This window comes from Burkholderia theae (assembly GCF_048565265.1).
Lineage (GTDB): Bacteria > Pseudomonadota > Gammaproteobacteria > Burkholderiales > Burkholderiaceae > Burkholderia > Burkholderia theae.
In genome coordinates, this window is the sequence record NZ_CP183462.1 from 775,329 (window position 1) to 788,968 (window position 13,640).

The following is a 13,640-nucleotide window of genomic DNA, read 5'->3' on the forward strand; positions in this document are numbered from 1 at the left end:
GTCAATGATGGAAGGAGGCCCCATGGGCGAAAACGATACCCGCACCGAGACCGACAACCTCACCGATATGGCATCGCTGGAGACGCGTCAGCGTCGCTTCGAGGAAGACCTGGTCGATGCCTACGACGAAGAGCTCGAGATGGAGCTCGACGACCGCCGCTTCGACGACAGCGACGACCTGCTGTTCTCGCAGGAGCGTCGCGAGGCGCGCAAGCAGTATTTCCGCGAACTGTTCCGGCTGCAGGGCGAGCTCGTGAAGCTGCAGGACTGGGTTGTGAACACCGGTCACCGGCTCGTCGTGATCTTCGAGGGGCGCGACGCGGCAGGCAAGGGCGGCGCGATCAAGCGCATCACGCAGCGCCTGAATCCGCGCGTGTGCCGGGTGGCCGCGTTGCCGGCGCCGAACAACCGCGAGCGCACGCAATGGTACTTCCAGCGTTATGTCGCGCATCTGCCGGCCGGCGGCGAGATCGTGCTGTTCGACCGGAGCTGGTACAACCGCGCGGGCGTCGAGCGCGTGATGAATTTCTGTACCGACGACGAGTACGAGGAGTTTTTCCGGTCCGCGCCGGAGTTCGAGAAAATGCTGGTGCGCAGCGGCATCCAGATCGTCAAGTACTGGTTCTCGATCACGGATCATGAACAGGAGGCGCGCTTCCAGAGCCGGATCGAGGATCCGCTCAAGCAGTGGAAGCTGAGCCCGATGGACCTCGAGAGCCGCCGCCGCTGGGAAGCCTATACGGTCGCGAAGGAAGAGATGCTGGCGCGGACGCATATTCCCGAGGCGCCGTGGTGGGTCGTGCAGGCCGTCGACAAGAAGCGCGCGCGGCTGAACTGCATCCACCATCTGCTGGGCCAGGTGCCATATCACGACGTGCCGCGCCCGACGATCGATCTGCCGCAGCGCGAGCATCACGAGGATTACATTCGTCGTCCGGTGCCGGACAACATGATCGTGCCGGATATTTACTGACGCCGGCATTCATCCGGTATGCGCGTCGCGCGGGCGGCGCGCTTGCCGGCTCGCGATCGGCAGGGCGGTGAAGGGTAGATGCTTGACCCGTGCTTCACAGCGCCGGGAACCCCGATCGCCCCTGCGTCAGATCGAACAGCTCGGTTCTCGCATTCGCCTCGGCGGTTTCCGGCAGCTTGATCACGAGCTTCACCGTCATCCCGTACGCGCTGTCCACCAGTTCATACCCGGCCTGTTCGACCCAGCGGCGCACGCGCGCCTCCTCGGGGTAGCCGATCTCGATCGCGAGCCGCGTCTGGCGGATGCGTTCGATGCGCTCGGCATCGAGCAGCGCCGACGCGATCGCATCCGTATAGGCCCGCACCAGCCCGCCCGCACCGAGCTTCACGCCGCCGTAGTAACGCACGACCGCGCCCAGCACGCCGTCGAGATCGTGATGGCGCAGCACCTCGAGGATCGGCCGGCCCGCGGTGCCCGACGGCTCGCCGTCATCCGACATGCCCGACTGGCCGCCCGCCAGCAGCGCCCAGCACACGTGGGTGGCCGCCGGATGCTCGTTGCGCAGGCGCTGCAGCACCTGCATCGCGGCGTCGCGGTCGTCGACGGGAATCGCGAACGCGATGAAGCGGCTCTTGCGGATCTCGAGTTCGGTCGTGCGGGGAGCGGATAGGGTGTAGGTCACGTTGATCGTCAGGGGCAGGCGCGATCGATGCCGTCGCCTGCCGGTATTCCGGGTGTTGTCTGTCTCGGCCGCGGCGGATGCACGGCGCGTGCCGAAGCATACCGCGTGCGACGCGGGAGGGCGGCGAAACATCCCGCGAACGCGCTTTCGTTCGGCCGCCGGCGCGCATGCCGGCTTGCCGATGCCGCGCGTGCGGTCACCGCACGCCTACCGACGACCGCAGCGCCGCGCCCAGCGTGCGCAGTGCTTGCTTGGCCCGCGCATCGGTCTGGCTCGAGTAGAGCACCACCTCTCGTGTCGGCAACGGCGGCAATCCGTATTGCGCGCCGACGTCGACCGTCCCGGCGGGCGCCACGCGATGCCCGAGCGCCGCGACGGCCAGCCCCGCGGACACCGCCGCGCCGATCGTCGCCACGCCGCCGCCGACGAAGACTTCCGTCCATGCGACGCCGGCTTCGTCGAGTGCGCCGACCGCCATGCGGCGCACGCTGCAGGGTTCGGCCTGCGTCGCGAGCCGCAGCGGTTGCGGCGGATGGTACTCGAAATCGGCCGCCGCCATCCAGCCGAACGACTCCGACAGGATGGTTTCGCCGTCGAGCCGGCGGCTGTCGTGCTGCAGCGCGACGGCGGCGTCGAGCTGGCCGCGGTCGAATGCATCGAGCACGTCTCGCGACGCGGCGACCCGGATCTCCAGCACGAGCCCCGGCTCCGCCTCGCTCATGCGCCGCAGCAGCATCGGCAGATCGGCGCCGACGACATGGTGGCTCACGCCGATCACCAGGCGCCGCTGGCCGGTGCCGAATGCGCCGACCGCCCCCTGGTGAGCGGCCACCAGTTCGCGCGCCGGTTCCAGGAACGCGGTGCCGTCGGCCGACAGGCGGACCTGCCGCGGCGTGCGCTCCAGTAGGCGGCGGCCGAGCCCGTCCTCGAGCCGCTTGATCTTCAGGCTCACCGCGGACTGCGTCGTGTCCAGCGCCTCGGCGGCCCGCGTGAAGCTCTTGAGGTCGGCGGTCAGCACGAACGCCTGCACGGCTTCGATGTCGAGCGTTTTCATCGCGCACCCATCCATTTCAGAATTGAATCATTGAAATATTCTGCCATCGTCTTTTCAAATGATTCAAGGTCTTCTACGCTGTTTTCAAGCCGTCCGGAATCTCTCCGTTTCTTTCGCCAGGAGTCGACCATGCTGACCGCGTACTACGTGCACCGCCTGCCGGCGGACTACGACCTCGACATCATCCGCAATCGCGTCCGCGAGCGCGGCAAGCTGTGGGACGACACGCCGGACCTGCTGTTCAAGGGGTTCCTGCTGCGCGAGGCCGGCCGCCACGGCGCGACGGAAAACGGCTATGCGTCGTTCTATCTGTGGCGCAACGACCGCGCGTTCGCCGAGTTCGTGACGGACGGCCGCTATCGGATCGTGACGGACAGCTTTGGACGCGCGCCGATCGACGTGCAGGTCGCGCTCGATGCGCGCAAGGGCAGCGCGTCGACGGCGCGCTTCGCCCGTCTGGAAACCGTGGATATTCCGGCGGATGCCGATCTCGACGCGACGCTTGCTACGGAGGTCGCGCGCAATCGTGAAGCGGCCGCGCGGCAGGGCGTGATCGCGGCGGCCGTCAGCCTCGATCCGCAACGCTGGCGGCTGACGCGGATACGCATATCGGAACACGAGCCGGACGACAGTGGCGCGGGCACCGTGTATCAGGTCATGCATCTGGCCAGGCCGTTGCTCGACACGCTGGAAGGGAGCGGCGCGTGATGGCCGGGCTCGCGTCGCGCGCGCGGGTCCGGCCGGCGGCGCGCGGCCGATGGTCCGGCAGCGCGGGCGATGCACCATCGACGCGATTGCCCGCCGGCCTGGCGGTTGCCGCGCATCTGGCGGGCATCGCGGCGGCGATAGCGGCGATCGCCGTGCTGACGATGGTGTTCGCGCTGATGTTGCGGTAAAGGTCGTCAGCGGGCGGGCGAGTCCGCCCGTTGACGCAGCAGCACAAGCCGATGGCACGAGATGCGATGCGGCCGTCGTACCGTCGGATGGCCGGGGGTGCCGCACACGATACGTGCGGCGCCCCCGGCCGTTTCACGTCACGCTCAGTTGCCCTGCAACCGGATATCGCGCGACGACGCCCCGACATACACCGTCCCGCCCGACACGAACCGCCAGCCGTTACGCGACGTGTCCCACACGCTCTGCATCCGCGGCGACACGGTGACGCGCACATGCCGCGCCTCGCCCGGATTCAGCCGGATCTTCTCCCAGCCGACCAGCCGCTTTGGCGGCTCGTCCTTGTACGGCACGCCGAGATAGACCTGCGGCGTTTCCGCGCCCGCAACGCGCCCGTCGTTGCGCACGGTAAACGCGACGCTCAGCGAGCCGTCCCATTGCCGCGACACCGACAGCCCCGAATACGCGAAGTGCGTATACGACAGCCCGTAGCCGAATTCGAACATCGGCTTGATGTTGCGCGCGTCATACCAGCGATAGCCCATGTTCAGCTTCTCCGCGTAGACGGGATCGGTGTCGAACGCGCCGTTTTGCCCCCAGGTCGGCGAATCCTGATCGCGCGCCGGGAACGTGACGGGCAGCTTGCCGGACGGATTGACCGCACCGAACAGCACGTTCGCGATCGCCTTGCCGCCGGCTTCGCCCGGATACCACGCCTCGACGATCGCGGACACCTGGTCCTTCCACGGCATCAGCACCGGATTGCCGCTCTGGACGACGACGATCGTATGCGGATTCGCGCGCGCAACGGCTTCGACGAGCGCATCCTGGTTCGACGGGTTCGCGAGGCTCAGGCTTTGCAGATCGCCGAAATCCTCGCCGGCCGGCTGCGCGACCACGACGATCGCGACATCCGAGCGGCCCGCGAGTGTGGCGGCCTGGTCGATCTCCTGCTGCGTGTACGCGCGGAACGGCGACTGCTGGTCGCTGTTGCCCGCATACGTGACCTGCGCCGCCGGCGCGAGCGCGCGGATCGCCGCGACGATCGGCACGTCGACCTTCAGCCACGGATTACGCCACCAGCTGCACCCCGTCGACGATCCGAACGTCAGCCCGCCGCAGCCCGCGAACGAACCCGACACCGGGTCGCGCGTGTTGCCGGAGCCGCCGCCGGACAGTACGGCCGCATCCGCATGGCCGCCGATCACGGCGATACGCGACAGCGCGGACGCGGCCAGCGGCAACTGGTTGCCGTCGTTCTTCAGCAGTACGATCGACTGCTCGGAGGCTGCCTGCGCGAACCCGTTCGCGGCCGCGAAATCGATCGTGCCGCCGCCCTTGGCCGGATCGTCCATCACGCCGACGCGGATCATCACGGCGAGCTTGCGGCGCACCATGTCGTCGAGGCGCGAGGTCGATACCGAGCCGTTCGCAATCGCCTGCTTGACGGCCGTCGGCGTCAGGTACACGGTCGTCCCGACGTCTTCTTCCTCGTCGAGCCCCGCGTTGATCGCGGCGGCGGTGCTGTGCGTGGCGCCCCAGTCGGACTGCACCTGGCCCTGGAAGCCCCATTCGTTCTTCAGCACGTCGTTCAGCAGATGGTTGTTCTCGCACGCATACGCGCCGTTCAGGCGGTTGTAGCTGCACATCACGCTGCCGGGCCGACCGCGCTTCGCGGCGATTTCGAACGGCAGCAGGTACAGCTCGCGCAGCGTGCGTTCGTCGATCTGCGTATTGCCGCCCATCCGGCCATGCTCCTGTTCGTTGCCGGCGTAGTGCTTGATGGTCGCGATGACTTTCTGCCGTTGCGTGGCGAGCGTGCGTTCGGCGAGCAGGTCGCCCGCGAGCAGCGGATCCTCGCCGAGATACTCGAACAGGCGGCCGCCGCGCGGCTCGCGCGCGAGATTGGTGCCGCCGCCGAGGCCCATGCCGAACCCTTGCGCGCGCAACTGGATCGCGACCTGCTTGCCGTAGTCGTACGACAGGCGGCGATCCCAGCTCGCGGCGACGGCAATCGTCGCGGGAAACGTCGTGCTGGCCTGCGACGTGCTGCCGGAACCGGTCGCCGAGTCGACCATGTTGAGATCGGGGATGCCGAGCCGCGGCACGCCCTGGATGTAGCCGGCACCGCCGCCCGGCACCTTGGACATTTCGTATTGCGAATGAATGAACTGCAGTTTCTCGTCGAGCGTCATCTTGCGCACGAGCCGGTCGGCGCGCTGTTGCGCGGCGGCCGACGCGAACGCTTCGGTGGCGTCGCCCTGCGAGTTGAAATCGGCGTTGCTTGCGTAGGCATTGGTGCAGAGGGTCGCTGCCAGCACGACGGCCGGCCAGAGTGTGTCCCGCATGTTGCTCTCCATGATCGTATTGCCGGTTGTTCGAATGATGTCTGGAGCTGCGCACGTCCGGTGGATTCGCACCGGACGTATTCGGCTGGCGATGCAGGGTGGTTGCGCGTCGGCATGCCAGGCCAGGCGGGGAATCGTTACGGCCGGTTGGGCTCGACCGGTCAACGCGGGCGGCGACGCACAGGCCGCCCGACGCTGTCGAATCGGATGTAGCGATTCTCTGCAGCGACTAATGGTATGAATGTAGTTTGACTACAGCATCGGTGTTTCTACCGATACGTACGATCTTTATTCGGCACGGCCGTGAGACGCGACGAAAAGACGGTCATCGTTCCCGATTGCGGTGGTGGAGCGGAGTAAGAAGTACCTGCGAATGGGCGTTTGCGCGGGGGAATGTGACGAGGAGGGCGGTGCGGCTCGTTGCGTGCGCATCGAACCGGGCCGGGCGCGCGGAGACCCGCGCGACCCGGCCGGCATGTGGAGCGTTACTTGGTGACGAGTGCGCCGGTCAAGCCCGCGCTGATCGCCGGCAGCAGCAGGTTCAGCACGCGGCTCGCGCGGACGAGCCCGGTGTTGTCGACATAGACGATGTCCTTCGATGCCAGCGGGAACTGGTTCGCGAGCAGCATCGAAACCGGCGACTCCATGTCGAGGTGATAGATGACGGGCGCGCTGTCGGCGTCCTTGCGCAGCACGAACACCTGCTTCGCATTCGAGGTCTGCTGGTTGAGCTGGCCGGCCTGCGTGAGCGCCTCGCTCAGCGTGAGCGAACCGTCGCGCAGCGGTGCAACGGCTTGCGGCCTGACCACTTCGCCCATCACGTACACGGGATTGTCGTCGCGCGCGCCGACATGCAGCATGTCGCCGGGCTTCAGCATGATGTCGGCCGGATTCTTCCCCGTCTTCATCATCCGCGCGACGTTCAGCGGATAGATCGTGCCATTGCGGGTGATCGTGACGCGGCTTTGATCCGCGGTCGGCGCGAAGCCGCCCGCGCGACTGACGGCTTCGATCAGCGTCATCGGAATGTCGTTGATCGCCTGTGCGCCCGGGTTGCGCACTTCGCCGTCGATATAGACCTGCGTGGCGCGGAACGACGCCACGCGAACGGTGACCTGCGGCTTGACGAATACCTTGCTGAGTTCGGTCGTGACCTCGTGCTGAATCTGCGCGGCGGTTTTCCCGACCGCGCGGATCGCGCGCGGGACGTACGGAAACTGCACGTTGCCGTTGTTGTCGACGACGAAACCGGGCGCGGCGTCGGCAGCCTTCGTGTTCTGCACCGGTTGCCCCGCGGCCGTGGCGAATTCCGGGTGATCCCATACCGTGATCTGCAGCACGTCGCCGGCGCCGATCCGGTAGATGTCCGGCTTCGCGAACAAGTTCGGCGGGACGGACGTCGCGGGCGCGTTTTTCTGTTCGGCCCGGATCCGCTCGATCTGCGTCAGGTCGATCTGCTTGACCGGCACCTGCATGTCGCTGGTCACGTCGCCGTTGTCGGCGGTCGTGACCGGCAACGCGGTCGAGCTCATGTGCTGCCCCGGCACCAACGTGCAGGCGGAAAGCATCGCGACGGTCGCGAAGGAGAGGGCCGTGCACACGCGGCGCATGGCAGTGCGATGGTGATCCGGCGTCACGGCATCGAACGGTCGATCGTTGTTCATTTTTTTATCCAGCATCGTTGAATCGGGAAATTCGGGTCGTCAAGTCGGTGTCGGGGTATCGGGCTGCTTGCCTGCGGATTGCGAAACAACGACTACCCGGCGCAGTCGTCGCCGCAACGCTTCGGCGGCCGTTCATTTGATACGGTATCCGGATCGAATTCGGGCCGGCTGTCGCGAGCCCGATTCGCTCTTCACATCGTCGTGACGCTCCTTGATGGCATACAAATCCACGGCAATCGATCCGTTCTTCATGGCGACGTCGCTTCCGGAATCGATTGTCAAAAATCGGCAATGACGGATTGACGTTTGCATGCCCGGCCGGGGACGTGGCGGCGATTTCGATGCCGATTCGCACGTCGCGATTGCCGATCGCGAACAGAGCGTAACGCAGGTTGGCCGCTTCCATTTCGCGGAGACGGCTTAATGTAAGCCATCGCACGCAGCGTGTTGCGCATCTATCGCATAGTTGCGCCAACGAACATGGTCGCGCATTCCCGGCGGCAAGGCAGCAGCTTCCTGGTCATGCGCATTCGTGTTCCGGCACCGGTGCCCGGCGCGATGCGTCAGGCGAGCGGCCCGGCATGAACGACGAATGTGCGGGTCGGGCACGGCATCGCGCCGGCTTCCGACTCATTGCCTGCGAGAAATTTCATGACACGCTTCATTGCCCGTTCGAGGGCTCCTTTGCGGTTGGGTTTGGGCGGCGGCGGAACGGATGTGCCGCCTTATTCGGACCGGTTCGGCGGTCTGGCGCTCAATGTGACGATCGAAAAATTCGCGTATGCATCGATCGCGCCGCGCGACGACGCGAAGGTCGAGCTGGTGGCGGCCGATACCGACACGCGCTGGATCGGCTCTGTGGCGCCGGTGCTCGAGGTGCAGAACGGGCTCGGGTTGCACGTCGGCGTCTACAACCGGATCGTCCGGGATTTTCATGGTGGTCACCCGTTGGCCGTCACGATCACGACGTGCTCCGAAGCACCGCCGGGATCGGGGCTCGGATCGTCGTCGACGATCGTCGTCGCGCTGGTCCGGGCGTTCTGCGAACTGCTGTCGTTGCCGCTCGGCGAATACGACATCGCACACCTCGCGCACGACATCGAACGAGAGGATCTCGGGCTGGCCGGCGGCAAGCAGGATCAGTACGCGGCGACCTTCGGCGGGCTGAACTTCATGGAGTTCTACGGCGACCGCGTGATCGTCAATCCGTTGCGGATCAAGCAGGAAATCAAGGCCGAGATGGAGGCGTCGCTGGTGCTGTACTACACCGGCGTCTCGCGCGAGTCGGCCAACATCATCAAGGAACAGAGCAGCAACGTGACGGAAGGCGTCGTCGATTCGCTGGCCGCGCTGCACGAAGTGAAGGACGAAGCCATCCGGATGAAAGAGGCCGTGCTGCGCGCCGATTTCGATGCGTTCGCCGCGTCGATGCGTGACGCATGGGAATCGAAGAAGCGGATGGCGAAGAACATCTCGAACTCGATGATCGACGACCTGTACAAGGTCGCGGTCCGCGCCGGCGCGAAGGCCGGCAAGGTGTCCGGCGCCGGCGGCGGCGGTTTCATGATGTTCTTCGTCGATCCGGTCGAACGGTCGGCCGTGATGCGTGCGCTGGATACGTACAAAGGGATCAATGGCCAGGTGCTCAACTGCACGTTCACGGATATCGGCGCGCAGTCGTGGAGAAAGAATCAATGACGATCGGAGTAGAGAGCGAAATTCGCCAGACGCTGTCGGTTTTGACGGCGCTCGTGTCCGACCGCGAGCAACTGGCGCGGATCGAACAGGTAGCGGATCGGGTGACGGCGGCGCTGCGCACGGGCAACAAGATCCTGCTCGCGGGCAATGGCGGCAGCGCGGCGGATGCACAGCATATCGCCGGCGAATTCGTCAGCCGTTTCAACTTCGACCGGCCGGGGCTCGCGGCCTTTGCACTGACCGTGGACAGCTCGGTCATGACCGCGATCGGCAACGACTACGGCTACGAGAAACTGTTCGAGCGCCAGATCCAGGCGACGGGGCGTCCCGGCGACATCTTCTGGGCCTATTCGACGTCCGGGCGGTCGCCGAACATTCTTCGTGCACTGGAAGTGGCGAAGGCGGCCGGCATGTTTTCGGTCGGCTTCACCGGCAACGGGCCCGGTGCGGCCGAGATGCGTCAGCGTGCCGACATCAGCATCGAGATTCCGTCCGCGTCGACCCCGAAGATCCAGGAAGGGCATCTCGTGTGCGGCCACATCATTTGCGGCATCGTCGAAGAGCGGATCTTCGGATGAACGCGATGTTGCCATGCCTGATCCTGGCGGGCGGCCTCGGCACGCGGCTGCGCCCGGTGTTGGGCGACACGATGCCGAAGGCGCTCGCATCGATCGATGGCGAGCCGTTTCTGTGCTGGATGCTCAGAGGACTCCTGCAGCAGGGCGTGACGGATGTGGTGCTGTCGCTCGGCTACGGCAGCGGCCCGATCAAGGAACTCGTGACGTCCCGCGACTTCGGGCTCGCGATTTCCGTGATCGAGGAGGACGAGCCGCTCGGCACCGGCGGCGCGATCGTTCACGCGATGAAGGCCCACGGTGCGCCCGACATGATCGTGATGAACGGCGATACGTTGTCGAATCTGGATCTGCGGTCGTTGTCGGCGTTTTATCGCGCGACGGGCCCCGATCTCGTCGTGGCGGCGGCGCAGGTCGACGATGCTTCACGCTACGGCACGCTCGATTTCGATGCGGCGTCGCGGCGGTTGTCGGCGTTCCGCGAGAAGCGTCCGGGACAGGGCTACATCAACGCGGGCACGTATGTCGTCAATGCGCGCACGTTGCTTGGCTTCGATCTCCCGGCGAAATTCTCGTTCGAACAGGATTTCCTGGGCGAACAGGTCGCCACGCTCGACATTCGCGTGTTCCCCGAGGTCACGGAGTTCATCGATATCGGGGTGCCGGCGGATTATGCGCGTGCGCAAACCGTCATTCCGCTGATGCTGGAGACCGGGACCAGTGAAGCGTAAAGCCCTTTTTCTGGATCGCGACGGCGTGATCAACGTCGACTACGGCTACGTTCACCGGCAGCAGGACTGCGTGTTCGTCGACGGGATCTTCGATCTCGTGCGGCAGGCCAATGCGACCGGCCACAAGGTGGTTGTCGTGACGAATCAGGCCGGGATCGGCCGCGGGTATTTTTCGGAGTCGCAGTTCGTCGCGTTCATGAACTGGATGCGCCGCAGTTTCGAGGAGCGCGGCGCGAGAATCGACCGCGTCTATTTCTGCCCGCATCACCCGGTGGCCGGTATGGGCCGCTACCGGCAGGCATGCGCGTGCAGGAAACCGGAGCCCGGGATGCTGAACGACGCACAGCGGGATCTCGGCCTCGATATGTCCGCCTCGATCCTGGTCGGCGACAAGCCATCCGATCTCGATGCCGGCGCGCGGGCCGGCGTGGGGCGTCGTTTCCTGTTCGTCGGCGACCGGCCCGGTCGCGCGGAAACCGAATCGGGCATCGACGTCGTGACGCGGCTGTCCGACATCGGCGCGGCGCTGGAAGAGACCGGAATCGCAGCCGCGCGTGTTTAGGCGTGGCGGCAGGGTCGACGGCCGCATACCGGAATGAAATGAACGAGGCCTCGATAACGGCTTGCCGGCCGTTGCGCCGATTCGAGCGGAAACATCCGGGGAATTCAGGTTTCCGGCGCGGTGGATTCCCGGTCGGCACTGAAGGGTTTTCAGCCGGATTTTCAAAGAAATGAATGTGAACAACAACGCGCGTAAAGCGGCGAAGCCAGCCGGCTCTTCAATTCTGGAGTTCAGCATGAAGATGGACCGACCTGCATTGACCGGGCACCAAAACGAAACGAAACCTGTTTCCCGGCATGTGACGCGGTTGTCGCCGATCGACTTGGTGGAGAACGTGCTCGACAACGGGCGCCTCTTCGCGGCCGTCGTCGCGGCATGCCTGTTGCTGGCGATCGTCTATGCGATCGCGGCAACGCCGGTGTATTCGGCCGACACGCTGATCCAGATCGAGGAAAACAAGGCCAGCGCGCTGGGTTCGCTGTCGTCGATCTCCAAGGCGCTGGATATTCAGAATTCGGCCGTGGTCGGCGAAATCGACATCGTCCGCTCGCGCTCGGTCGTGATGGAAGCGATCAACGCGACGGCCGCCCAGGCCGAGGTGTCGGTCGAGAACCGCTTCCCGCTCGTCGGCGGCCTCATCGGCGCGTTCCTGTCGAAGGACGCGAATGGTCTCGCCGAGCCGCCGCTCGGGATGTCGTCGTGGGCGTGGGGCGGCGAGCGTCTTGAATTCAGGACGTTCGAGGTTCCGTCCGCGCAGATCGGCAAGGCGCTGGAGTTCGATTATCTCGACGACAACCGGTTTCAGCTGAGGGACCGTAACGGTCAGGAAGTGCTGAGCGGGGTGGTCGGCGTGCCGAGCGCGAGCAACGGTTATCAGGTCGACGTGGCGCGGATCGTCGCGCGCCCCGGTGCGGAATTCCGCGTGCGGCGCGTGGCCACCGACGTTCGCGTTGACGCGATCCTGAAGAAGCTGGGCGTGACCGAGACGAAACGGCAGTCGGGCATCATGCAACTGAGTTTCGAGGATGCCGATCCGATCTTCGCCGCGCGCATGCTCAATGCGATCGCCGCGGCCTACCTGAGCTTCAACGCGCGCCGCCGCGCCGACGATGCCGAGCGCAGCCTCACGTTCCTCAACGCGCAAATGCCGATCGTCAAGGCCCGGCTGCAACAAGCCGAGCAGGCGTTGAACGCGTTCCGCAATCAGCAGGGTTCGATCGATGCGCAGGGCGACGTCAGGCTGCTGGTCGAACAGCTCGCGTTCGTCGACAAATCGCGGCTCGAGACCAAGCTCGAATACCAGGACCTGTTGTCGAAATACGTTCCGGGGCAACCGCAGGTCGTCGCGGCGTCCAACAAGCTGAAGGAACTCGACAAGCAGGCCGCCGTGCTGAAGGACAAGGCGGCGCGCCTGCCGTCGCAACAACAGACGTACTTGCGCCTGGCGCGGGACGTCGAGGTCAACAATCAGCTCTATGTCGGGCTGCTGAACAACACGCAGCAGTTGCAGATCGCGGAAGCCGGGACGGTCGGCAACGCGTCGATCGTCGACAAGGCGGTCGTCAGCGACAAGCCGGTCCGGCCGAAGCGCCTGATCGCGATCCTGGCCGGTGCTCTGATCGGACTGATGCTCGGCTTCCTGGCCGCGCAGGGCCGTGCATTGCTGTCGGGGCGCATTCGCGATCCGCACGACCTGGAAGCGGCGCTCGGTATTCCGATGCTCGGCATCCTGCCGAATTCGCGACGCCAGGCGGACGCGGATGCGCATCGCACGCCGGCCTTCATCGCGACGAAGGAGCCGGCCGACGTGCCGCTGGCCGATGCGATGGACAGTCTCGCGCTGACGTTGCGGCACCGGCTGGCCGCCTATGGCGGCGACGCGAAGATCGTGCTGGTGTCGTCCGCGGCGCCCGCGCAGGGCAAGTCGATGATTGCCGCCAATCTCGCCTACCTGTTCTCCGAGAGGGGGCTCAAGACGGTGATCGTGGACGCCAACGTGCGCGCGCCGGGGCTGCATCGCTACTTTCCGGTGACCGCGACGAAGGGTCTGTCCGAGGTGTTGAAGGGTTCGCTGCCGGCCGAGGAGGCGATCACCCGCGCGACCGAACACCTCGACGCGCTGTCTGCCGGAAAGCAGGGCACGTCGACGCGCAACCTGTTCAACATCGCTCGTCTCGACAAGCTGGCCGCGGCGTTGCGAGGCCGGTACGACATGATCGTCGTGGATGCGCCGTCGGCGCTGCCGGTGGGCGATATCGCCGCGTTGTCGCGCATCTCCGACATGACGCTGCTGGTGGCGCGGCAGGGTTCGGCCAGTTCGGCCGGCGTGACGGATGCGCTCGAGAGCCTGGGCAAGGTCGGCGTGCGCGTCGACGGGCTGGTGTTCAACGGCTTCGCGCCGTCGCCGTTGCAGGGCGTTCGCCGAATCGGCGCCGGCTTCGCCGCGGCACGCGCGTGAT

At 65.8% G+C, this 13,640-nt stretch carries 12 protein-coding genes; 8 read left to right on the top strand and 4 right to left on the bottom strand.

Translation table 11 applies throughout. The annotated features are described in order from the left end of the window. Positions 1–22 precede the first annotated feature (22 nt). Positions 23–973: a polyphosphate kinase 2 gene (ppk2, locus tag ACN22W_RS20985; protein WP_412024713.1), complete on the top strand. Its 951-nt coding sequence runs from the start codon at positions 23–25 to the stop codon at positions 971–973. A 94-nt stretch (positions 974–1,067) separates the two neighbouring features. Here the strand turns inward: ppk2 and ACN22W_RS20990 are convergent, their stop codons facing one another. Together ACN22W_RS20990 and ACN22W_RS20995 are read right to left on the bottom strand one after the other, a co-directional pair. Beyond that, positions 1,068–1,655, bottom strand: a complete 588-nt coding sequence (locus ACN22W_RS20990) for an IMPACT family protein (protein WP_412024712.1) — start codon at positions 1,653–1,655, stop codon at positions 1,068–1,070. A 196-nt stretch (positions 1,656–1,851) separates the two neighbouring features. Continuing rightward, positions 1,852–2,709: a LysR family transcriptional regulator gene (locus ACN22W_RS20995; protein ID WP_419689255.1), complete on the bottom strand. Its 858-nt coding sequence runs from the start codon at positions 2,707–2,709 to the stop codon at positions 1,852–1,854. Between the two features lie 129 nt (positions 2,710–2,838). On the opposite strand from ACN22W_RS20995, the gene ACN22W_RS21000 reads away from it, so the two are divergent. Continuing rightward, a complete protein-coding gene (locus tag ACN22W_RS21000) occupies positions 2,839–3,417 on the top strand; it encodes a DUF4865 family protein (RefSeq protein WP_419689256.1) in 579 nt (192 codons plus the stop codon). Continuing rightward, positions 3,414–3,605 carry a hypothetical protein gene (locus ACN22W_RS21005; RefSeq protein ID WP_419689257.1) on the top strand — a complete coding sequence of 64 codons (192 nt, stop codon included), beginning with the start codon at positions 3,414–3,416 and terminating at the stop codon, positions 3,603–3,605. The genes ACN22W_RS21000 and ACN22W_RS21005 overlap by 4 nt, the downstream gene beginning before the upstream one ends. 144 nt (positions 3,606–3,749) lie before the next feature. On the opposite strand, the gene ACN22W_RS21010 is transcribed toward ACN22W_RS21005, so the two are convergent. Continuing rightward, the gene (locus ACN22W_RS21010; protein WP_419689258.1) at positions 3,750–5,951 is read right to left on the bottom strand and encodes a glycoside hydrolase family 3 C-terminal domain-containing protein; all 2,202 of its coding nucleotides are present in this window, start codon (positions 5,949–5,951) and stop codon (positions 3,750–3,752) included. A gap of 485 nt (positions 5,952–6,436) precedes the next feature. After that, the gene (locus ACN22W_RS21015; protein ID WP_419689259.1) at positions 6,437–7,615 is read right to left on the bottom strand and encodes a polysaccharide biosynthesis/export family protein; all 1,179 of its coding nucleotides are present in this window, start codon (positions 7,613–7,615) and stop codon (positions 6,437–6,439) included. A 651-nt stretch (positions 7,616–8,266) separates the two neighbouring features. Between ACN22W_RS21015 and ACN22W_RS21020 the strand changes: the two genes are divergently transcribed. The 5 genes from ACN22W_RS21020 to ACN22W_RS21040 all read left to right on the top strand — a co-directional run bounded on the left by ACN22W_RS21020 (position 8,267) and on the right by ACN22W_RS21040 (position 13,639). Further along, a complete protein-coding gene (locus ACN22W_RS21020; protein WP_193100710.1) occupies positions 8,267–9,313 on the top strand; it encodes a dehydrogenase in 1,047 nt (348 codons plus the stop codon). Beyond that, positions 9,310–9,891, top strand: a complete 582-nt coding sequence (locus ACN22W_RS21025) for a D-sedoheptulose-7-phosphate isomerase (RefSeq protein ID WP_129517211.1) — start codon at positions 9,310–9,312, stop codon at positions 9,889–9,891. Before ACN22W_RS21020 ends, ACN22W_RS21025 begins: the two co-directional genes overlap by 4 nt. Next, positions 9,888–10,619 carry a nucleotidyltransferase family protein gene (locus tag ACN22W_RS21030; protein WP_419689260.1) on the top strand — a complete coding sequence of 244 codons (732 nt, stop codon included), beginning with the start codon at positions 9,888–9,890 and terminating at the stop codon, positions 10,617–10,619. The genes ACN22W_RS21025 and ACN22W_RS21030 overlap by 4 nt, the downstream gene beginning before the upstream one ends. Beyond that, on the top strand, positions 10,609–11,181 hold the full coding sequence (gene gmhB / locus ACN22W_RS21035; RefSeq protein WP_419689261.1) for a D-glycero-beta-D-manno-heptose 1,7-bisphosphate 7-phosphatase: 573 nt from the start codon (positions 10,609–10,611) through the stop codon (positions 11,179–11,181). The genes ACN22W_RS21030 and gmhB overlap by 11 nt, the downstream gene beginning before the upstream one ends. A gap of 235 nt (positions 11,182–11,416) precedes the next feature. Then, positions 11,417–13,639 (top strand): GNVR domain-containing protein, encoded by a 2,223-nt coding sequence (locus ACN22W_RS21040; protein ID WP_419689262.1) that lies wholly within the window; start codon positions 11,417–11,419, stop codon positions 13,637–13,639. Position 13,640: the final 1 nt, after the last annotated feature.